Raw genomic sequence first — 22032 nt, 5'->3', positions numbered from 1 at the left:
ATGCCCTACCCCCGATTGGGGTATACGGAACGTAAAAACACCGTTGTCTCGTGTAAAATATTGCTTTTAGCGAATCAATCACCCGTGAACAGCCCGCAATCCATCCGAGTTCTCGTCGCCGACGACCATCCTTTGCTGCGCGAGGGGCTGGCGGCCGTGCTTGAACACTGCGCGGACATCGAGCTGGTGGCGGAGGCCGAAAACGGCGCGCAAGCGGTGGAGCTGTACCGCCAGCACCGCCCGGACGTGACGCTGATGGACCTGCAAATGCCGGTCATGAGCGGCCTGGACGCCATTGCCGCCATCCGCGCGGGCGATCCGCAAGCGCGCATCATCGTGCTAACCACCTACAAGGGCGACGTGCAGGTACTGCGCGCGCTGAAGGCCGGCGCGGCGGGCTATCTGCTGAAAAGCATGCTGCGCGCCGACCTGCTGGACACCATACGCAAAGTCCACGCGGGCCAGCAGCACATACCGCCCGAAATCGCCGCAGAGATGGCCGCCTACTTCGCCGCCGACGCGCTCACGGCGCGCGAGATCAGCGTGCTGCGCCTGGTCGCGCTGGGCAATTCCAACCGGCGCGTGGCGGCGGAACTGGGCATCGCCGAGGAAACCGTGAAGGCCCACATGAGCGGCCTGCTGGCCAAGCTGGGCGCCAACGACCGCACGCACGCCGTCACCATCGCCATCCGGCGCGGCATTATCGACCTTTAAGGCCCGCCGCATGCCGCAACGCTGGAAGACTCTCGCTATCCTGGCTTGCACGCAGATCATGTCCTGGGGCGCGCTGTACTACGCCATCGCCATCCTTGCGCCCGAAATCCAGCGCGAGATGGGCTGGCGCGGCGAGGCCGTGGTGGGCGCGTTTTCCTGGAGCTTGCTGGTGTCCGGCCTGGCCGCCACGCCCATCGGCGCCCTGCTGGACCGGCACGGCGGGCGCGGCGTGATGGGCGCGGGGTCGCTGCTCGGCGCGGCGGGCTTCGCGCTGCTTAGCCAGGTGCACAGCCTGCCCGCCTACTACGCCGCCTGGACCGTGCTCGGATGCGCCATGGCCATGACCATGTATGAAGCGGCCTTCGCCACCATCAACCGCCAGTTCGGCATGGACAGCCGCAAAGCCATCTCCACGCTCACCCTGTTCGGCGGCTTCGCCAGCACCGTCTCGTGGCCGCTGACGCAATACCTGGACGCGCACGCCGGCTGGCGCGCCACCTGCCTGGTCTACGCGGCAGCGCAGCTCCTCCTCAGCTTCCCGCTGCATTTGCTGCTACCGTCCGGCAAACAGCTGCCGCCCCATGCCGCCGCAGCACCCGCCGCCCCGTCAGCCACCGGGGCGCGCGAACACTCGCTGCAGGAAGCCCTCCGCCATCCGGCCTTCTGGAAGCTGGCCTTCGCCTTTTCCGCCAACAGCTTCATCTTCTCCGCGCTGTCCGTGCACCTGATCCCGCTGCTGCAGCAATACGGCCACGCCGCGACGCTGGCGGTGTGGCTGGCCGCGCTGGTCGGCCCCATGCAGGTGGCGGGCCGCATCGGCGAAATGACGATAGGCCGCCACGCGCTGCCGCGCACCATCGGCAAGATCACCTTCTGTTCCCTGCCGGCCGCCCTGCTCGCGCTGCTGCTGTTCGGCCATCACGCCTGGGCCGCCGCGCTGTTCTGCATGATGTACGGGATGAGCAACGGCATCCTCACCATCGTGCGCGGCACCATCCCGCAGACCATGTTCGGGCGCCGCCACTACGGCGCCATCTCCGGCGCGCTGGCCGGCCCCGCGCTGATCGCGCGCGCCGCCGGGCCGCTGGCCGTGGCCGGGCTGGTGCGGTACGCCGCCCCCGCCATCCTGCTGCTGGTGCTGCTGGCCGCAGCCCTGGCCTCGCTGGCCTTCTACCTGCTCGCCATCCGAGCGCAATCGCAGCGGGAGTGAGGCGCACATTGGGATATCATGTCCCGCTACTCCCGTGAGACCAGCCATGACGCCATCGCCCCGCACCGAAGCCCGCATTGCCCCGCTGCTTGCCGTCCTTGCCTTCGTCGCCATGCAGGCGCCGGCCCACGCCCAGAGCGGATGCCTGGACGTGTTCCGCAACCCGCAGCGCAGCTATCCGAACAACACGGCAAGCGCGTCGCCCGCGCCGTTGGCGCTGAGGCTGGGCGCACCGTTGAAAAGCGTCAGCTACAAGCTGCCCGGAGAAAGCGCCGCTGCGACGCTGGACGACTATCTCGGCAAATTCTGCACCACCGGCTTGCTGATACTGAAGGACCGCGACATCGTCTTTGAACGCTACCTGCAAGGCGGCGGCGCCGCCGACAAACTGCTGTCCGCATCCATGTCCAAAACGGTGTTGGCCCTGCTGGTCGGCATCGCGGTCTCGGAAGGCAAGCTCTCGCTCAGCGAACGCGTGGACGCGGTACTGCCCGACTTCAAGGACAGCGCCTTCGCCCCGGCCACCGTGGAAGACCTGCTGCGGATGACCTCGGGCGCCGCCCTGGTCAATTCATTCGAACCCGGCGCCGAAGCGGATAACCGCGCCACCAATCCCATGGTGTCGCCACGGCAGAACGTGCGCGACTACCTGCGTGGCAAGCGCGAACGCTCGTCGGCGCCCGGCACGCAGTTCCAGTACAACGGCGCGCAGACGGCCATGCTGGGAGCCATGCTGCGCCAGCGCGTCGGCATGGATCTCACCAGCTACCTGGAGCAGAAGCTCTGGATCCCCATGGGCGCGGAAAGCAGCGCGCACTGGATCAAGAACCAGAACGGCGAAGAAGGCGTGCAAGGCCAGTTCGCCGCCACCTTGCGCGACTACGCCCGGCTGGGCTACCTGGTGATGAATCAGGGCAGGATCGGCGATAAGCAGGTGGTGCCTGCGGACTGGATCGCAGCCATGACCGCGCTCCGCCCGGACAAGCCGCAGCCGCCCAGGCCGCCCTACTACGGCCTGCATACCTGGATTCCGCAGGCGGCCGGGGGCAGATCGTTTTTCTGGGGGACGAACGGGCAAAACATCTTCATCGATCCGCTGGCCAGGGTGATCATCGTCCATACCGGCAATTCACCCGAGGCGGAGTTTGACGGCAACCGCCATCTGTTCACCCTGCGCGACGCCATCGTGCGCAGCTTGAAGTCCCCGGCAAGCGATAAATGAAATTACGTTAACGTAAACGTCAATTGTTATGCTAATCTTTATTTAACAGGTGCGCCGGGCAAATTCTTGTCCGGCGTTAAACGGGAAAGTGGTCGGCGCGCTCGATGCGGTGCGCCCCAAGCCCCTGCTGCCTCCGCAACGGTAGGCAAGTGCGGCTGCTTCATCCATGCCACTGGTCCACGAGACTGGGAAGGCGAAGCAGCAAGACTTGCAAGCCCGGATACCGGCCTGTTGATCTTCAGCGCCGCCCGCTCCATGGCGGCGCCGGGTCTGGCCACGTGCGGAAGGCGCGTGGCGGGTGCCGCGCGGCGCAAGACGCCGTCCGGCTTACTTTTGCAGACTGGCGGCGCCACACGCGCAGAAACGCAGGCGCGCCGCCCATCAAGGAAGGCACACCATGGCTACTGCTGTCCCCACCGTCAAACTCCTCATCAACGGCGCCCTCGTCGAGTCGCGCACCGAGCACTGGAGCGACGTCGTCAACCCCGCCACCCAGGAAGTGATCGCGCGCGTGCCGCACGCCACGCCGGACGAAATGGCGCAAGCCGCCGCCGCCGCGAAAGCCGCTTTCCAGACCTGGCGCAAAACGCCCATCGGCGCGCGCGCCCGCATCTTCCTCAAATACCAGGCGCTGATACGCGAACACATGGCGGAACTGGCCGCCCTGCTCACCGCCGAGCAAGGCAAGACCCTGGCCGACGCCGAGGGCGACATCTTCCGCGGCCTGGAAGTGGTGGAGCATGCGGCCAATATCGGCCAGCTGCAGATGGGCGAACTGGCCAGCAACGTGGCCGGCGGCGTGGACACCTACACCGTGCACCAGCCGCTGGGCGTGTGCGCCGGCATCACGCCGTTCAACTTCCCCGCCATGATCCCGCTGTGGATGTTCCCGATGGCTATCGCCTGCGGCAACACCTTCATCCTCAAGCCGTCCGAGCAGGACCCGATGGTGACCATGCGCCTGGCCGAACTGGCGCTGCAAGCCGGCATTCCGCCTGGCGTGCTCAACGTGGTGCACGGCGGCGCGGACGTGGTCAACGCCATTTGCGACCATCCGGACATCAAGGCCGTCTCCTTCGTCGGCTCCACCACGGTGGGCACGCATGTGTACCAGCGCGCCTCGCTGGCGGGCAAGCGTGCGCAGTGCATGATGGGCGCGAAGAACCACGCCATCGTGCTGCCGGACGCGCACCGCGAGCAGACCCTGAACAACCTGGCCGGCGCCGCCTTCGGCGCGGCGGGCCAGCGCTGCATGGCGCTGTCGGTGGTGATCCTGGTCGGGGAGGCGCAGCAATGGCTGCCGGAGCTGGTGAAGAAAGCGCAGACGCTCAAGATCAGCGCCGGCGCGGAACCGGGCGCCGACATCGGCCCGCTGATCTCGCGCAAGGCCAAGGCCCGCGTGCAGCAGCTCATAGGCCAGGGCATAGAGGAAGGCGCCAAGCTGGAGCTGGACGGGCGCGGCCCCGTGGTGCCCGGCTACGAGAACGGCAACTTCGTCGGCCCCACCGTGTTCTCCGGCGTCACGCGCGAGATGGCAGTCTACAAGGAGGAAATCTTCGGCCCCGTGCTGTGCGTGATGCACGCCGCCAGCCTGAAGGAAGCCATCGCCATCATCAACGCCAACCCGAACGGCAACGGCACGGCGCTGTTCACGCAGTCCGGCGCGGCGGCCCGCACTTTCGAGGAGGACGTGGACGCCGGCCAGGTCGGCATCAACGTGCCCATCCCGGTACCGGTGCCGCTGTTCTCCTTCACCGGCTCGCGCGGCTCCAAGCTGGGCGACCTTGGTCCCTACGGCAAGCAGGTGGTGGCCTTCTACACCCAGACCAAGACCATCACCGCGCGCTGGTTCGACGACGCGGCCGTGACAGCGGGCGTCAACACGACCATCTCGCTCAAGTAAGGAGGCCGTCATGGACTTCGAACTGAACGAGGACCAGCGTGCCTACCAGGACGCCGCGCGCCAGTTCGCCGCGCGCGAAATGGCCGGGCAGGCGGCGCGCTGGGACGCCGAGGGCATCTTCCCGCGCCAGACCATTGCGCATGCGGGCGAGCTGGGTTTCTGCGGCCTGTACGTGCCGCAGGCCATGGGCGGCCTGGGCCTGTCGCGCCTGGACGCCACCGTGGTGTTCGAGGAGCTGGCGCGCGCCTGCCCTTCCACCACGGCCTATCTCACCATCCACAACATGGCCAGCGCCATGATCGCGCAGTGGGCGCAGCCCGAAGTGCGGGAGGAATGGATAGGGGACCTGGCCTCTGGCCGCAAGCTGGCTTCCTACTGCCTGACGGAACCCGGCGCCGGCTCGGACGCGGCCTCGCTGACCACGTCCGCCGTGCTGGAGGACGGCGACTACGTCATCACCGGCGGCAAGGCCTTCATCTCCGGCGCGGGCGCGACGGACGCGCTGGTGGTGATGGCGCGCACCGGCAGCGCGGGCGCGGGCGGCATTTCGGCCTTCCTCGTGCCTGCCGGCAGCGCGGGCGTGGGCTATGGCCGCGCGGAGGACAAGATGGGCTGGAACAGCCAGCCTACGCGCGCCATCAGCTTCGACGGCGTGCGCGTGCCCGCCTCTCACCTGCTGGGCCGCGAAGGCGACGGCTTCAAGCTCGCCATGCGCGGGCTGGACGGAGGCCGCATCAACATCGCCACCTGCTCCATCGGCGCGGCGCAGGCTGCGCTGAACAGCGCGCAGCGCCACATGGGCGAGCGGGTGCAGTTCAAGCGCGTGCTGGGCGACTTCCAGGCCCTGCAGTTCAAGCTGGCCGACATGCAGACCGGCCTGGTGGCAGCGCGCCAGATGGTGCGCCTGGCAGCCACTAAGCTCGATGGCGGCGCCGCCAACGCGGGCATCTACTGCGCCATGGCCAAGCGGCTGGCGACCGACACCGGCTTCAACGTCTGCAACGAGGCGCTGCAGATCCACGGCGGCTACGGCTACCTGCGCGACTACCCGCTCGAACGCTTTCTGCGCGACGTGCGCGTTCACCAGATTTTGGAAGGCACCAACGAAATCATGCGCGTGATCGTCGCGCGCCACATGCTGAAAAACGCACCTACAGAGGAGAACCTGTGAGCAGCTATACCAATCTTGAGTTGCAAATCATGGAGCACACCGCCGTGCTCACGCTGGCCAATCCGCCCGCCAACACCTGGACCGCCGACAGCCTGCGCGACCTGCGCCGCCTGGTGGAAGACCTCAACGCCAACAAGAACGTCTACAGCCTGGTCGTGACCGGCGGCGGCGCCAAGTTCTTCTCCGCCGGCGCGGACCTGAAGCTGTTTGCCGACGGCGGCGTGGCGGTGGCCAGCGACATGGCGCGGCTGTTCGGCGCGGCCTTCGAGGCGCTGTCGGGCTTCCGGGGCGTGTCCATTGCCGCCATCAACGGCTACGCCATGGGCGGCGGCCTGGAATGCGCGCTGGCGTGCGACTTGCGCATCGCGGAAACGCAGGCGCAGATGGCGCTGCCGGAAGCCACCGTGGGGCTGCTGCCGTGCGCGGGCGGCACGCAGAACCTGGCATGGCTGGTGGGCGAAGGCTGGGCCAAGCGCATGATACTGTGCGGCGAACGCATCGACGCGGCCACCGCGCAGCGCATCGGCCTGGTGGAAGAAGTAGTGGAAACCGGCGCCGCCCTGCCGCGCGCCCTGGCGCTGGCAGCGCAGGCGGCAAAGCAGAGTCCCGCCAGCGTGCAGGCCTGCAAGCAGCTGATCCAGGGCGCGCGCCGCCAGCCCATGGCCCACGTGCTGCCGGCCGAGCGGGAGGCCTTCGTCGGCCTGTTCGGCGGCGCGGACCAGCGCGAGGGCGTGCAGGCCTTCCTTGAGAAGCGCGCCCCAGTCTGGAGCCAGGCATGAGCGGCGCCGCACCGGTACTGTTCCGCACCCTGCCCTGCCGCAGCAAGGCAGGCGGCGGTGCGCTGATAGGCGTGGCCACACTGAACGCCCCGGCCACGCTGAACGCGCTGTCGCTGGAGATGATCGCGCTGCTGGAAACGCAGCTGGCCGCCTGGGAGGCCGATCCCGCCGTGGTGCTGGTGATGCTGGAAGGCGCGGGCGACAAAGCCTTCTGCGCTGGCGGCGACCTGCAGCAGCTGTACCGCTCAATGCGCGAGCACCACGCCTCGCCGCAATCGGCCGATCCGCTGGCCAATGCCTACGCGCGGGAGTTCTTCGGCCGCGAGTATGCGCTGGACCTCAGCATCCACACCTATGCCAAGCCGGTCCTGGCCTGGGGCCACGGCATCGTCATGGGCGGCGGCATAGGCCTGATGGCGGGCGCCAGCCACCGCGTGGTGACCGAGGCGTCGCGGCTGGCGATGCCGGAAGTGGCCATCGGCCTGTATCCCGACGTGGGCGGCAGCTGGTTCCTGAGCCGCGCGCCCGGCCACACCGGCCCCTTCCTCGCGCTCACCGGCGCAGCGCTGAACGCGGCCGACGCCCAGTTCGCGCGCCTGGCCGACTACCGCCTTGCCCACGCGGACAAGGCCCGCCTGATAGACATGCTGCAATCCGAGGTATGGGCTGCGCCGGGTACGGTCGCCCCGCCCGGGGCCAACCACCACATGCTGGGCGCCATGCTGGCCAAGCTGCAGAAAGCCGCCCCGCCCGCCCCCGCCAGTCCGCTGCGCGAGCACTACGACCTGATTAACGAGCTTTGCGCGAGCGGCAATTTCGGCGACATGGTGCTGCGCATCGCCTCGCTGGAAAGCGAGGACCGCTGGCTGCAAAAGGCCGCCACCGCGCTGCGCAAAGGCTCGCCGGGCGCGGCCTGGCTGGCGGTCGCCATCCAGCAACGCGCCAAATACCTGTCACTGGCAGAGGTGTTCCAGCTCGAGCTGGACGTGTCTCTGATCTGCGCCGCGCGGCCGGACTTCGCCGAAGGCATCCGCGCGCTCATCATCGACAAAGACATGCAGCCGCGCTGGCAGCCCGCCAGCCTGGCCGACGTAGGCGAGGCTTGGGGCGAAGGCTTCTTTACTCAACTCGAAAGGAAAACCGCATGAGCCGCATCGCCTTCATCGGCCTGGGGAATATGGGCGCGCCCATGGCGCACAACCTGCTCAAGGCCGGGCATGAACTGGCCGTGTTCGATTTGTCCGCCAGCGCCGTGCAAGGACTGGCCGACGCGGGCGCCCGCAGTGCGCCGGATGCGCGCGCCGCCGTGGAAGGCGCGCAGGTGGTCATCTCCATGCTGCCCGCCAGCACGCACGTGCACGGGCTTTACCTTGGCCAGCAAGGCATCGTGCCGCACATCGCGGACGGCGCGCTGGTGATTGATTGCAGCACCATTTCCGCCGCCACGGCGCAGGCGGTGGCCCAGGCACTGGCCGCGCGCGGGCTGGATGCATTGGACGCGCCGGTTTCGGGCGGCACTGCCGGCGCGGCGGCGGGAACGCTGACCTTTATCGTGGGCGGCGAGGCGGCGGCGCTGGAGCGCGCAAGGCCTTATCTGTCCGCCATGGGCAAGAACGTCTTTCATGCGGGCGGCAGCGGCGCGGGGCAGATCGCCAAGATCTGCAACAACATGCTGCTGGGGATACTCATGGCGGGCACCGCCGAGGCGCTGGCATTGGGCGCTGCGCATGGGCTGGACCCGAAGGTGCTGTCCGATATCATGGGCAAGAGCTCGGGGCGCAACTGGGCGCTGGAGCTGTACAACCCGTATCCGGGCGTGATGGAGAATGTGCCGGCGGCGCGCGGCTACAGCGGCGGCTTCGGCGTGGACCTGATGCACAAGGATCTCGGGCTGGCCGCCGAGGCGGCGATTGCGTCGCGCTGCGCGGTGCCGCTGGGGGAGCTGGCGCGCAACCTGTACGGCATGCATAGCCTGTCCGGCGCGGGGACGCTGGACTTCAGCAGCATTATCCAGCCGCTGCTGAAAGACCAGCTGTACTAGCGGCTCCGGCGGGTTACGCGCCTGCGGCGCTAACCCGCCCTACGATATCGTTGCGGTTCGGTCGACGCGTAGGGCGGGTTAGGCGCAGCCGTAACCCGCCAAGCTTACTGGAACGCGACCTCGGCAAAGCTGCGCAGCTTGCGGCTGTGCAGCTTGTCCACGCCCAGCTCGCGCAGCATCTCCACAGCGCGGATGCCGATGCGCAGATGCTGGTCCACCCGCTCGCGGTAGAACGCATTGGCCATGCCCGGCAGCTTGATCTCGCCGTGCATGGGCTTGTCGCTCACGCACAGCAGCGTCCCGTAAGGCACGCGGAAGCGGAAGCCGTTCGCCGCGATGGTGGCGCTTTCCATATCCAGCGCCACCGCGCGGCTTTGGCTGAAGCGCCGCTCCGGCGTGCGCTGCGGCAGCAGCTCCCAGTTGCGGTTGTCGGTGCTGGCCACGGTCCCGGTGCGCATCACGCGCTTGAGGTCATGCCCGGTCAGCTTGGTCACTTCGGCCACGGCAGCCTCGATCGCCACCTGCACCTCGGCCAGCGGCGGGATGGGCACCCACAGCGGCAGATCCTCATCCAGCACATGGTCTTCACGCACATAGCCGTGCGCCAGCACGTAGTCGCCCAGCTCCTGCGTGTTGCGCAGGCCGGCGCAGTGGCCCAGCATCAGCCAGGCGTGCGGACGCAGCACCGCGATATGGTCGGTGATGGTCTTGGCGTTGGCCGGACCCACGCCGATGTTGACCATGCTGATGCCGCTGCCATCCTTGCGCACCAGGTGGTAGCCCGGCATCTGCGGCAGGCGCGGCAAAGGCGAACCCAGTTCGTCGCCCGGCTCGGACGGCGCGCCGGCGCGGCGCAGCACCAGGTTGCCCGGCTCCACAAAGGCCACGTAGTCGTCCTCGCCCTGCGCGGAGCGGCCCATGATCTCGTGGCCCAGCTTGATGAATTCATCGATATAGAACTGATAGTTCGTGAACAGCACGAACTTCTGGAAGTAGGCGGGCAAGGTGCCGGTGTAGTGGCGCAGGCGCTGCAGCGAGTAGTCCACGCGCGGCGCCGTGAACAGCGCCAGCGGCTGCGACTCGCCGAACGGCGCTTCGTGCGTGCCGTTGGCAATGCCGTCGTCCATGGCGGCCAGGTTGGGCAGGTCGAACACGTCGCGCATCAGCAGGCGGCGGTCGGCGTTCATGCTGCCTTCAATGTGGTCGTTCTCGGCGAAGGAGAAATGGATGGGGATCGGCTGCGCGCTCATGCCCACTTCCAGCTGCACTTGCTGGCGGTTGCCGTGGTTCTTCAGCAGCAGCCTGAATTGCTCGCGGTAGTAGCGCGCGAACAGGTCGGGCCGGGTGAGCGTGGTTTCGTAGGTGCCGGGACCGGCCACGAAGCCATAGGACAGGCGCGAGTCGGCGCGCGCCACGGTATCGGTGTGCACCCGCACGTAGGGGTAGCAGGCGCGTACATGCTCGTCCGGCGTTTCGCCGTCGACGAAGCGCTGCAGCGATTCACGCAGATGCCGTATGCTGCCGTCGTAAAGCGCCTGGACCTGGGCCAGCGCGGCGTCCGGGTCGTTGAACAGCGCTGGCGCGATGAAGGGACGGTTCTGCATGGTCGATCTCCTTTGCTAATGAATCTCGGCTTGATTCTTCAGCTCTATTGTATCGACGTTTACGCTGCGGTGCAGCATTTCATTCAGTGGCCGCAAGCCTTGTCGGCCGGGCCGAGGAAACGCAGGGAGCGCGAATAAGAGATGGCGCTGCTTTCGCGGCGCTTGTGTTCCAGCGTTACCACGTCGCCCAAGGCCAGGCCGCTGCGGATGAAGAGATTCATGTCGCGGCCCTTGAAGCGGTCCGGCAGCACTTCTTCGCGCCAGCCGCCGCCGGTGTTGACGTACTTGGTGAACAGGCGGCAGCCGGGCGAGGTGGAGACCACGGTGAGCACCACCGGCGCGCCGTTTTCCACGTCCAGCACTACCGGGTTCTCGAGCTGCCAGGGGCCGCCGTCGTGCAGCGAACGCCATTCGACGATCTCGCCGGGATGGCCGGGCATGGCGAAGCGCATCGAGGCCGAGCGGTCGCTGCTCTCGCGCTCCACCAGGATGACCTGGCCGCTGGCCAGCAGCACCTGCTCCTGCCAGCGCTCGCTGCGCGAGCAGCCTGCCGACAATGCGGCGGCCAACAGCGCAACGCCGGCGCATGCGGCGCGCGCCAGGCGCCGTATGCGCCGCCTTCCTGGCAGTCCTTTCGAGCAATTCTCGTCCACGGCAATCCCGGTCCACGCCCGCTTGCGGGCAAAGCCGGTATTGTGACGTTTTTTAAGCGCTCAAAAGTCACAGATAATCACGACGCCGGATCTTTTGCGCGCAAGCGCCGCCGCGTGGCGCGCGCATGCGGCACCCAGGCGTGCACCGACCAGCGCCGCCACATCATCAGGCCGCGTATCCATTCATCAGCGGCGTAGGCTATCCACAGGCCCACCAGGCCAAGGCCGAAGTAGATACCCAGCAGCCAGCTGCCGCCCGCCATCACGAGGGCCATGGACGCGGCGCCCGCCAGCACCGGGTAGCGCGCGTCGCCCGCCGCGCGCAGCGCGTTGATGACCACCAGGTTGAAGGTGCGGCCCAGCTCCAGCAGCACCGCGATCCACAGCAGCACGGCGCCGTTCTTGATGATGAGCGGGTCCTGCGTGAAGCAGCGCAGCAGCCAGGGGCCGGCCAGCGCCACGCAGCCCGAGATCACGCCGCTGATTACCAGCCCGCGCCCCAGCGCGCCGCGCACCAGGCCGTGCGCTTCGCGCAGCTCGCCCGCCCCTATCATGTGGCCGACCATGATTTCAACCGCGAAGGCGGTGGCGAGGCTGAACATCACCACCACCCCGCCCACCTGGTGCACATAAGCCAGCGTGGCCAGCGACTGCGCGCCCAGCATACCCGCCACCGCCATGCTGGCCATGAAGGCCAGCCGCCACGAGATGTTTTCCGCCGCCGCAGGCACGCCGATATGCAGCACGGCCGCCAGCTCGGCGCGGCGCAGCTTCCACCAGTCGCTGGCCACGGGATGGATGTCCAGGTGGCGGCGCCACAGCATCAGGTGCAGCACCAGGCCGAGCACGCGGCTGATCAGCAGCGCGAAGGCGAAACCCGGCAGGCCCAGCGCGGGCAACGGCCCCCAGCCGAACATCAGCGGCACGGCCAGCGCGAGGTGGCTCACATGCATGGCGGCCAGCACCGCCAGCGTGTCGCGCGTGCGCAGGTGGGCGCGCATCACGCTGGCCATGGAGGCGTTCCAGGCATCGAACAGCATGGCGGCGGCCAGCGCTTGCAAAAAGGGCGTGGCCAGCGGCAGCACCTCGGCCGGGGCGTGCATAAGACCCAGCAGCCAGCGCGCGCCGCCGAAGGCCAGCAATGCGGTGAACGCGCCCAGCCAGGTGCTGGCGCCCAGCATCGCCAGCGCCACCTTGTCCGCCATGTCGCGCCTCCCGCCGCCCAGGTTCTGCGTAATGACCACGCCGATGCCGGAACCGACTATGCGGAACAGCATGAACAAGGTCACTGAAATGCTGTTGGCGATGGCGAAAGCGGCGCCGTAGGTATCGGACAAACGGGCCGCCAGCGCGGTCCCGGCCACGCCGGCCACAACGGCGAGAAACAGTTCAATCAGCAGAGGCCAGGCGAGGGTGAAGATATGAGGACGGGGAGCGGCGGCGGTAGTCATGCCGCCATGATAGCGATTTTCCGCCCCCTACGCAGGCAAAATGTTATCGCTCACATTGACTCAATGCAGCTTGACTGAGGGCGAGATCCGTTTTCGCAGCCAGTCGGCCAGGGTGACGGCGGCGGCGCGGACGAAGCCGTGCAGGGCCATCAGGTGCTTCTGGTACATCAGGCCGTACAGCAGATGGGCGAAGCCGCCGCTCACCGGCAGCTTGCTGCCGAAGGCGCCGCCCAGCAGCACGCCCACCGCCGCCACCGGGCCGAGCGAGACCAGGGAGCCGTAGTCGCGGTAGCTGAACTCGTGCAGGGGCTGTGCGGCGCGCTTGCCGCCTCGCGGCGCGGCGAGCGCCCTGGCCAGGGATTTGGCCAAAAACACGGCCTGCTGGTGCGCTACCTGCGCGCGCGGCGGCGCTGCGCCTTTCACCGGGCAGACAAAGCTGGCGCAGTCGCCGATGGCGAACACGTTGGGGTCGTCCACCGATTGCAGCGTGGCCTTCACCATGATCTGCCGCATGCGGCTCAACTGCAGTCCCAGCGTGCCAACAATGGCAGGGCCTTCCACGCCGGCGGCCCACAAGGTCAGGCTGGCGGGACGCACGGTGCCCTCCCCCATATGCACGCGGTCCGCGTCCACTTGCGTCACTCCGGTGCCGGTGCAGATCTCGATGCCGCGCGATCTCAGATACGCCTCCGCGCGCGCCGACTGCTCCAGCGGCAGGTGCGGCAGCAGGCGCGGGCCGCGTTCCAGTATGGTGATGCGCACGTCGCGCGCCGGGTCCAGCGTATGGATCTTGTACTTGGCCAGCGCGCGGGCGCTGTAGCCCAGTTCCGCCGCCAGCTCCACGCCGGTGGCGCCGCCGCCAACGATCACCACGTTCACGGCGCTGCCTTCCTTGCCGCCCCCTTCGCTGGCCCGCACGCAGGCGCCGAAGAAGCGGCGGTAGAAGCCCTTCGCCTCGCGCACATTGTCCAGCGTGCAGACATGCTCCGCCGCGCCCGGCACGCCGTAGAAGTTGGTCACCGCGCCCAGCGCCAGCACCAGCGTGGTGTAGCCCTGCACGCGCACGGCGGGCGCGCCGCCCTCCTCGTCCGACAGGCACGGCGCCAGCTCCAGCGTGCGCGCAGCGCGGTCCACCGAGCGCAGCTCGGCGTGCATGAAGGTGAAGCCATGCGCCGCAGCCTGCGCCGAATATTCAATCTGGTAGACCTGCGGATCGCGCTTGCCGGAAGCAACCGTGTGCAGCAGCGGCTTCCAGAAATGGGTGGGTGAACGGTCCACGAGTATCACCCGCGCCTGCCCCTTGCGGCCCAGGGTATCTCCCAGCCGGGTTGCCAGTTCGAGGCCGCCTGCGCCTCCGCCTACGATAACGATGGATTGCATGATGTCCCTCCTTCTGACTGTTAATATAGTCCCGTCAAATGGAAAACAAAAATTACTTATTTCTACTGATTGATAAGGAATAGCTTATGTATCACGCGAGTTTCCGCCAGCTCCAGGCGCTGGTTTTGGTGGGCAGGCATGAAAGCGTGTCGCGCGCGGCGGAGGAGATGCACGTCACGCAGCCCGCGATATCGGCGCAGCTGCGCGCGCTGGAGGAACTGGCCGGCACCGCACTCACGCGCAAGGCAGGACGCAACATCCAGCTCACGGCGGCGGGCGAAGTGCTGCTGCAGTTTTCCGAGCGCATTTTGCAGCTGTGGGAACAGGCCGGCGACGAGCTGGGCGAACTACAGGGCGTGAGCAGCGGCACGCTGCGCATAGGCGCGGTGCTCACGGCGGAACACCTGCTGCCGTCCATGCTGGTGAAGTTCACCACCGAGCGCCCCAACGTGCGCCTCAAGCTCAACGTGGGCAACCGCAGCGAGATCGTCGCCATGCTGTCGCGCAAGGAGATTGACCTGGCCATCATGGGCACGCCGCCGCGCGAATTCCGCATCCACGCCACGCGTTTTGCGCACCACCCCATGGCCTTCGTGGCCAGCCCCCGGCATCCGCTGATGCGCAAGAAGCGCGTCACCATGGAGGACGTGGTGCAGGCCAACCTGCTGGTGCGCGAACGCGGCTCGGGCACGCGCACCACGGTGGAGCGCGTGTTCAAGGAAGCCGGCCACACGCTGCACTTCGGCTCCGAAGTGTCGAGCAACGAGGCGATCAAGAGCATGGTGGCGGCGGGCCTGGGCGTGGGCTTTGTGTCGGTGCACGCCTGCGCGCTGGAATTCGAGTCCGGCCTGATCGGCATCCTGCCGATGCAGGAAAGCCCGGTGGAGGGCGACTGGCACGTGATGCACCTGGTGGACCAGCCCCTGCCCCGCATCGCCGCCGCCTTCCAGGACTTCATGGTCACCTCCGGCCAGGAATTGATCGGCGCCGAGCTGGAATCGTTCTACCGCAAACACAAGCGTCCGCGCGGCAATAGCCGTTAATGTTGCCGCAAGGAATTTGGTCCGTCCGCCTTGATATATTGGTCAGGCCAAAGTAGAATCAATTGAGCAAAAGTGCAACATGCAAGTTCTCCCCGCAGAGACCTCGGCACGCTCTTCCCCGCCCTCGTCAAAACGGCACCGGACACGCGAGGTGTCCCCCACGGCGCGCCGGCACGTCCGGACGCTGCATCATCCCTGCTGTCCCACAATCCAGGAGCACACATGAAAAAAAGAACATGGGAGACACTGGCGCGCACCGCTATCACTTCGGCCGCCGCCATCGGAACATTCTGCGCATTGGCCCTCCCTGCCGGCGCGCACGCCACCGTCCTGCCGCTGCAAGGGGCCGTCATCACCGGCAGCTACAACGGCTCGGGCGCCGCCATGCTGGGGCTGGACGACCTGTTCAACGGTTCGCCCAACGGCAACAAGACCGCCCTCGACCCGCTCGATACGACGGTTGAATTCCTCAGCGGCGACTTTGCCTTCGGCTTCGACTTCGCGCCGGACGGCACACTGTCCATTTACAACAACACCGGCGCCGCGCTCGGGCCCGGCGACTACCGCTTCCGCTTCGACTTCGGCAGCTCGCTGGCCTCGCCCATTACCGCCTTCTCCGTGCTGGACGCCAGCATGGTGGGCGGCCTGCCGCAGTTCGCCATCCTGAACGGCGGCACTGCGCTCAGCCTGGACCTGAGTTCCCTGAGCTGGGGCGGCGACTTCATACCCGTCAAAATGAGCATTGCAGCGGCGCGCGCCGCCACCGTGCCGGAGCCGGGCAGCATGTCCATACTGCTGCTGGGCGCAGGCGCCATCGCGCTGGCGCGCCGCCGAAAAGCGCCGCCCGCCTAGCAGCGCCGCAGCCAAAAACAAACAATCAAATTTAAATTAGATTCCTGACACAGGAGCACACATGAGACACCTCCGTTTCAAGGCCGCGCTTTGCCTTGCGATGCTGTTCGCCGCGTCGGCGCCCGCATCGCTCAATGCCGCCGCCATCGACCCCGCACGCCAGCCGGCGCCAGCCGACGGCTGGGCGGGCCAGGCCGGCGGCACCGCAGGCGGCTCGGCCGCCATCAGCAGCTACATCTACACCGTGAACAACCGCGCGCAGCTGCTCGCCGCGCTGAACAACGGCGGCAACAATCCCAAGATCATCAAACTGGTGGGCACGGTGGACATGAGCGAGGGCATCCCCTACGCCAACACCGGCGACCAGGCTGCGCGCGGGGTGATCCGCATGAAGCCCAACACCACGCTGATCGGCGACGGCGCCAACGCCGGCATCATCAACGGCCATATCCAGGTCACCAACATCTCCCAGGTCATTATCCGCAACCTGAAGATCGTGGCGCCCTGCGACGTCGGCCCGATCTGGGACCCGACCGACGGCTCCACCGGCAACTGGAACTCGGCCTACGACGGCATCGCCCTGTCCGGCGCAGACCACGTGTGGGTGGACCACGTGAGCTTCAGCGACGGCGCCATGACCGACAACCTGCTGCCCATTGAAAACGGCATGGTCAAGCAATGCCACGACGGCGCGCTGGACATCACCAACGCGTCCGACTACGTGACGGCTTCTTACAACTACTTCACGCAGCACCGCAAGAACAACCTGATCGGCTCCAGCGACAGCGCGTCTGCCGACGAGGGCAAGCTGCGCGTCACCTTCAGCAACAACGTCTTCCGCGACGTCACCAGCCGTTCGCCGCGCGTGCGCTACGGCCAGGTCCACCTGTTCAACAACTACTTCGTGGGCAGCAAGGACGAACCGCTGTACGGCTATGAATACAGTGTGGGCGCGGGCTACAACTCCAAGATCCTGTCCAACGCCAACGTGTTCGAGATCGCCGGCACCACCAGCTGCGCGCAGGTGGTGAAGAACCCGGGCGGCACCGCCACCGGCGCCTTCAAGGACACCGGCTCGCTGCTCAACGGCGCGCCTCTGGCCGGCTGCACCATCTCCGACAGCGTGAGCTGGACGCCGCCCTACGCCTTCACCGCGCGCCCCACTGCACTGGTGAAAGCCATGGCGCTGGCGCAGGCGGGCGGCGGCAAGCTGGCCACCACCATCACCGGCACCGGCGACGTGTCGGTCGACCCCGGCCTGACGCTGGCCTGCCCCGCCACCGGCCTGTACTTCTGCGACGACTTCCAGAACGGCAGCAGCGCCAACTGGGACCTGCTGACCGTGGCCGGCGCCAACGGCAGCTTCTCCGTCAAGGCGGAAACCGCGACCGGCAGCAACAAGGTCATGCAGTACACGGCGGCCACCACCGGCGGCGTGCTCGCCACGCTCAAGACCACCGCCATGGCCTCGGTGCCGAGCGGCGACTACTTCGTGGAAGCGCGCATCAAGCCGCTCACCAACGGCACCACCGGCAACAAGCTGCTCTACCTGATCACGCGCTACGTGAACGCCACCAACTGGTACGGCGCGGGCCTGAACGTGCAAAGTTCCACCGCCAGCACGCAGGTGGAAATCGCCAAGATGCTGAACAATGTCCTCACCCGTCCCAAGCAGGTGAAGAAAGCCATCAATATGGACGCGCAGTTCTACACCGTGCGCTTTGAAATGAAAGGCAGCACGCTGACCGTCTACCTGGACGGCGAATCGCTGGGCAGCGTGACCGACACTTCCTTCGCCGCGCGCGGCCTGGTGGGTCTGTACACCGCCAACAAGTCTTTCCAGATCGACGACGTGCGCATCGGCGACCCGGCGCTGAAACCGGCCCAGCTCACGCTGAACCCTTCCGGCACCACCTACGCCGCCGAAGCGGGCGACACGCCGCTGCAAGTGGCCGTCACCGCCGTCAAGGCCGACGGCACGGCCGACGAATACACCGCCAGCTCCAGCAACCCGGCCGTGGTTGCGGTGGGCGTCAACGGCGGCACGCTGACCATTACGCCGGTGGGCGCGGGCACGGCCAACATCACCGTCACCAGCGACTCCGACCCCACGCTCAAGCGCGCCATCGCCGCCACCATCGCGGCGCAGTTTATCCAGCCTACCCAGACCTACGGCCTGGCCGGCATCGCCAGCCCGGCCGTGCAGCAGGACGGCGTGAACGTGGACGCGGCCTTGCAGCTCACCTTCGACAGCCCGCCCACACTGGGCTCCGGCGGCACCATCCGCATCTTCCGCAAGGCGGACGACGCGCTGGTGGACGTGATCAGGATCAGCGGCGAAACCGAGGAAATCGGCTACGCAGGCCAGGCCGCCATCCGCAAGGTGAACAGCACGCCGGTCACCATCAGCGGCAACACGCTGACGGTGCGCCCGCACAGCAACCGCCTGGCCTACGGAGATGAATACTACGTCGCCATCTCCAACGGCACCATTGTTGGCACCCTGGGCGGCGCGCCCTTCCTCGGCATCGGCAAGCTGGGCGGCTGGAGCTTTGCAACCCGTTCCGGCCCGCCGGCAGCGGCGGCCACGCTCACCGTGGCGGCGGACGGTAGCGGCGACTTCAACACCGTGCAGGCCGCGCTGAACTTCGCCATGAAGGAGCTGGCCAAGGCCGCCCCGGTCACCATCCAGATCAAGAACGGCACCTACCAGGAGCTGCTCTACCTGCGCGGCAAGGACAACGTGACCCTGAAAGGCGAAAGCCGCGACGGCGTGGTGATCCAGTACACCAACCACGACACGCTGAACTCCGGCTCCGGCGGCAGCCAGGCGCCGGGCGCCGCCGCGCCATCGGGCGGCCGCTCGGTGCTGCTGGTGGAAACTTCGGACATGCTGCGCCTGGACACGCTCACCATCCGCAACACCACGCTGCGTTCGTCCTCGATTTCGGCGCAGGCCGAAACCATGTACTTCAATAATGACGCGGGCCGCCTCGTCGCCGTCAACGCCGCATTCCTCAGCGAGCAGGACACGCTGCAGCTGAAAGGCTGGTCGTGGTTCTACCACTCGCTGGTGGCGGGCAATGTGGACTTCATCTGGGGCGGCAGCCGCGCCGCGCTGTTCGAGGAAAGCGAAATCCGCTCCGTGGGCGACACCACCAGCGCCACCAGCGGCGGCTATGTGCTGCAGGCGCGCGTGCCCAACGCAACCGACAAGGGCTTTGTGTTCCTGAACAGCAGCCTGACGCACGGCGCCGGTCCCGGCCCGCTGCACGGCGACGTGCCGAACGGCGCCACCTGGCTGGCGCGCAGTCCCGGCGGCACCACCACCTGGGACAACATCGCCTTCATCAACTGCAAGATGGACAGCCATGTCGCCCCGGCTGGATGGGCCGGCCTGGGCGTGAACGGCCAGCCTGCTCCCAACCCCACCGTGCCCACCGCCGCCAGCGGCTGGCGCGAGTTCGGCACCACCGACCTGCTGGGCAATCCGCTGAACCTGGCCACGCGCGTGGGCGGCTTCCAGCTCGGCGCGGGCGACGTGGCGGCGGGCTTCGCCACCCGCGCCCTGGTGTTCAGCGCCTTTAACAGCAACGCCGGCTGGAATCCGCAGCCGTAATCCGCAATGCTGCGTGCGGGGGGACTCCCTCCGCACGCAGCCCCGATCACTGCCATGAGAATTTAGATATTGCCCTAAAAGAATATTGCCAAATTAGCAGCTCTGGATGATAATTGCGCGGTTTGCATATCCGAGCCTTGAAATGAATCTGCGTCTCACCCCCATCGCCCTGGCGGCCGCCCTGCTCGGAACGGCTACCGCCTCCCTGGCCCAGCAACAGCCGGCCAAAGAAACCATCAAGGCAGCGCCGAAAGAAACCGTCAAGGCGGCAGCCGCAGAACCCGCCATCGCCAAGGTGGAAATCAAGGGCAGCGCGGACGAATACGACGCGCGCCGCGACGACACCGCCAGCAAAACCGTGATGACCCACGAGGAGATCATCAAGTACGGCGACACCAATGTGTTCGACGTGCTGAAACGCGCCCCGGGCGTGACGGTGATCGGCAACGCCATCCGCATGCGCGGCCTGGGCAATGGCTACACGCAAATCATGGTGAACGGCGAGCGTCCGCCTCCGGGCTTCACGATGGACACGCTGGCGCCGGACCAGATCGAACGCATTGAAGTGGTGCGCGCCGCCACGGCCGAGAACTCCATGCAGGCCATCGCGGGCAGCATCAACATCATCCTGAAAAAAGTGGTGTCCAAGCCGCAGCGCGACCTGCGCATCAACAGCGCCTACTCGGAGCAGCAGCGCAACCTGTTCATCAACGGCACGCTCGCGGACCGCGACGGCCAGCTGTCCTGGTACCTGAACGCCACCGCCTCGCGCTTCCTTGGCAAGAACCCCAGCGACAGCACCGAGCAGTTCACCTCGCCGTCCGGCCAGGTGCTGCAGTTGCGCGACAAGGCCAGCCACCAGAGCAACGGCTCGGCCTCGGTCGGCCTGGCGCCGCGCCTGAACTGGAAGCTGGCGAACGACGACCAGCTTAACCTCAGCTCCTATATCCAGTCGCAGCGCTTCAACTACGGCAACGGCACGCTGACCAGCAACCGCATCGGCAGCTTCCCGCAGCCGGACTATGTGGACCGCCAGGGCGATGGCCGGAACACCTCCAGCTACGGCAATATCGACGTCAACTGGGTCACGAAAATCGCCGGCGGCAAGCTCGATGCCAAGGCCAATATCGGCCGCGCCAATTCGGACAACGAAAACCACGCCCTGTCCTACACGGCGGACCGCAAGACGGTGTTTGCGCGCGTGGGCGCCACCTCGTCCCAGTTCACGCACTCGGGCACCAGCGGCAAATACACGCGCACCATCTTCGAAGGCCATGCGCTGTCCACCGGCTGGGAAGCCAGCCGCCAGGGCTCGGACGACAGCAACCAGCGAGTGGAAGGCATTATCGGCCTGGCGCAAAACAGCATTAACGAAGAATTCCATCCCGTCGTCACCAAGGTCGCCGCCTACGCGCAGGACGAATGGAACGTGAGCAAGGACTGGTCGGTCTACTTCGGCGCGCGCTGGGAAACCATCAACACTGACAGCTCCGGCAGCGGCCTGCAAACCACGGACTCGCGCAACCGCGTGCTCAGCCCCGTGGCCCAGACCCTGTACAAGTTCCCGGACAAGAGCGGCCGCCAGCTGCGCCTGGCCCTGACGCGCACTTTCAAGGCGCCCAACACCGGCCAACTCAGCGCCCGCCGCTACGAGTCCGACCTGAACACCCGCTTCAACCCGGACTACAGCGGCAACCCGGACCTGAAGCCGGAACTGGCCACCGGCGTGGACCTCACCTATGAGCACTTCTTCGCCCCCGGCGCCGTGTTCTCGGTGGGCGGCTCGCAGCGCCGCATCTCCGACTACATCCGCAGCAAGCTGACGCAGGACGCGCGCGGCTACTGGCTGATCCAGCCGCTCAACGACGGCACCGCCACCGTGCGCTCGCTGGACGTGGAACTGAAGTTCCCGCTCAAGGCCCTCATGAAGGATGCGCCGGGCTTCGACTTCCGCGCCAGCGCCAACCGCAACTGGTCCAGGGTCGACTCCGTGCCGGGTCCGGACAACCGCCTGGACCAGCAGATTCCGCTCACCCTGGTGCTGGGAACGGACTACCGCGAAGACAAATACAGCGCCGGCGCCAGCCTGTCCTACCGCCAGGGCGGGCCGGTGCGCATCTCCGAGCAGCAAAGCAGCCGCCTGCAGGGACGGCGCGAGCTGGAAGGCTACCTGCTGTACAAGATACGCACCGGTTACCAGCTGCGCCTGGGCGTCAGCAACGCGCTGGGCGAGGACAACCTGGGCGACTCGCAATACCTGGACACCAACGGCGGCAGCCGCACCTGGACCCGTACGCCCGGTTCCGCGCGCTTCTCGGCCAACCTGGAGATGAAGTTCTAAGCAGTTTTCAAACGCGCGCGGCCCCGGCCTCATATATACTGTTGCAGTT

At 67.1% G+C, this 22032-nt stretch carries 16 protein-coding genes and 1 riboswitch; of the genes, 12 read left to right on the top strand and 4 right to left on the bottom strand.

What is annotated here, in order from left to right:
- The first annotated feature begins 84 nt into the window (after positions 1-84).
- The 8 genes from GTP77_RS02555 to mmsB all read left to right on the top strand — a co-directional run bounded on the left by GTP77_RS02555 (position 85) and on the right by mmsB (position 9040).
- Complete coding sequence (locus tag GTP77_RS02555) at positions 85-714, top strand: response regulator (protein WP_228893224.1); 630 nt, start codon at positions 85-87, stop codon at positions 712-714.
- Positions 715-724: 10 nt separating this feature from the next.
- Positions 725-1924 carry an MFS transporter gene (locus GTP77_RS02550; protein ID WP_161070601.1) on the top strand — a complete coding sequence of 400 codons (1200 nt, stop codon included), beginning with the start codon at positions 725-727 and terminating at the stop codon, positions 1922-1924.
- A 46-nt stretch (positions 1925-1970) separates the two neighbouring features.
- The gene (locus GTP77_RS02545) at positions 1971-3146 is read left to right on the top strand and encodes a serine hydrolase domain-containing protein (protein ID WP_161070600.1); all 1176 of its coding nucleotides are present in this window, start codon (positions 1971-1973) and stop codon (positions 3144-3146) included.
- A 30-nt stretch (positions 3147-3176) separates the two neighbouring features.
- A riboswitch (cobalamin riboswitch) is annotated at positions 3177-3392 on the top strand.
- Positions 3393-3543: 151 nt separating this feature from the next.
- Positions 3544-5049 (top strand): CoA-acylating methylmalonate-semialdehyde dehydrogenase, encoded by a 1506-nt coding sequence (locus tag GTP77_RS02540; protein ID WP_161070599.1) that lies wholly within the window; start codon positions 3544-3546, stop codon positions 5047-5049.
- Positions 5050-5059: 10 nt separating this feature from the next.
- Complete coding sequence (locus GTP77_RS02535; RefSeq protein WP_161070598.1) at positions 5060-6220, top strand: acyl-CoA dehydrogenase family protein; 1161 nt, start codon at positions 5060-5062, stop codon at positions 6218-6220.
- The gene (locus GTP77_RS02530) at positions 6217-6999 is read left to right on the top strand and encodes an enoyl-CoA hydratase (protein ID WP_161070597.1); all 783 of its coding nucleotides are present in this window, start codon (positions 6217-6219) and stop codon (positions 6997-6999) included. Before GTP77_RS02535 ends, GTP77_RS02530 begins: the two co-directional genes overlap by 4 nt.
- The gene (locus tag GTP77_RS02525) at positions 6996-8147 is read left to right on the top strand and encodes an enoyl-CoA hydratase/isomerase family protein (RefSeq protein WP_161070596.1); all 1152 of its coding nucleotides are present in this window, start codon (positions 6996-6998) and stop codon (positions 8145-8147) included. The genes GTP77_RS02530 and GTP77_RS02525 overlap by 4 nt, the downstream gene beginning before the upstream one ends.
- Positions 8144-9040 (top strand): 3-hydroxyisobutyrate dehydrogenase, encoded by an 897-nt coding sequence (gene mmsB / locus GTP77_RS02520; protein WP_161070595.1) that lies wholly within the window; start codon positions 8144-8146, stop codon positions 9038-9040. Before GTP77_RS02525 ends, mmsB begins: the two co-directional genes overlap by 4 nt.
- Positions 9041-9144: 104 nt before the next feature.
- Here mmsB and GTP77_RS02515 read toward each other — a convergent pair whose 3' ends face one another.
- The 4 genes from GTP77_RS02515 to GTP77_RS02500 all read right to left on the bottom strand — a co-directional run bounded on the left by GTP77_RS02515 (position 9145) and on the right by GTP77_RS02500 (position 14128).
- The gene (locus GTP77_RS02515; RefSeq protein WP_161070594.1) at positions 9145-10644 is read right to left on the bottom strand and encodes an AMP nucleosidase; all 1500 of its coding nucleotides are present in this window, start codon (positions 10642-10644) and stop codon (positions 9145-9147) included.
- A gap of 83 nt (positions 10645-10727) precedes the next feature.
- Positions 10728-11213, bottom strand: coding sequence for a hypothetical protein (locus GTP77_RS02510; RefSeq protein ID WP_161070593.1), 486 nt, complete (start codon positions 11211-11213; stop codon positions 10728-10730).
- 161 nt (positions 11214-11374) lie between these two features.
- Positions 11375-12748, bottom strand: coding sequence for an MATE family efflux transporter (locus GTP77_RS02505; protein WP_161070592.1), 1374 nt, complete (start codon positions 12746-12748; stop codon positions 11375-11377).
- Between the two features lie 60 nt (positions 12749-12808).
- The gene (locus GTP77_RS02500; protein WP_161070591.1) at positions 12809-14128 is read right to left on the bottom strand and encodes an NAD(P)/FAD-dependent oxidoreductase; all 1320 of its coding nucleotides are present in this window, start codon (positions 14126-14128) and stop codon (positions 12809-12811) included.
- A gap of 86 nt (positions 14129-14214) precedes the next feature.
- Between GTP77_RS02500 and GTP77_RS02495 the strand changes: the two genes are divergently transcribed.
- From GTP77_RS02495 to GTP77_RS02480, 4 genes are all read left to right on the top strand, one after another.
- Positions 14215-15171, top strand: a complete 957-nt coding sequence (locus tag GTP77_RS02495; protein WP_161070590.1) for a LysR family transcriptional regulator — start codon at positions 14215-14217, stop codon at positions 15169-15171.
- A 222-nt stretch (positions 15172-15393) separates the two neighbouring features.
- Positions 15394-16023, top strand: coding sequence for a PEP-CTERM sorting domain-containing protein (locus GTP77_RS02490; RefSeq protein WP_161070589.1), 630 nt, complete (start codon positions 15394-15396; stop codon positions 16021-16023).
- Positions 16024-16084: 61 nt separating this feature from the next.
- On the top strand, positions 16085-19642 hold the full coding sequence (locus GTP77_RS02485; protein WP_161070588.1) for a pectinesterase family protein: 3558 nt from the start codon (positions 16085-16087) through the stop codon (positions 19640-19642).
- A 142-nt stretch (positions 19643-19784) separates the two neighbouring features.
- A complete protein-coding gene (locus GTP77_RS02480) occupies positions 19785-21983 on the top strand; it encodes a TonB-dependent receptor plug domain-containing protein (RefSeq protein ID WP_161070587.1) in 2199 nt (732 codons plus the stop codon).
- The last annotated feature ends 49 nt before the right edge of the window (positions 21984-22032 follow it).

Origin of the sequence: Pseudoduganella aquatica (assembly GCF_009857595.1) — a bacterium.
Classification (GTDB): Bacteria; Pseudomonadota; Gammaproteobacteria; order Burkholderiales; family Burkholderiaceae_D; genus Rugamonas; species Rugamonas aquatica_A.
The sequence above is the reverse complement of the archived record's forward strand: the minus strand, read 5'-3'. Positions and strand labels throughout refer to the sequence as shown.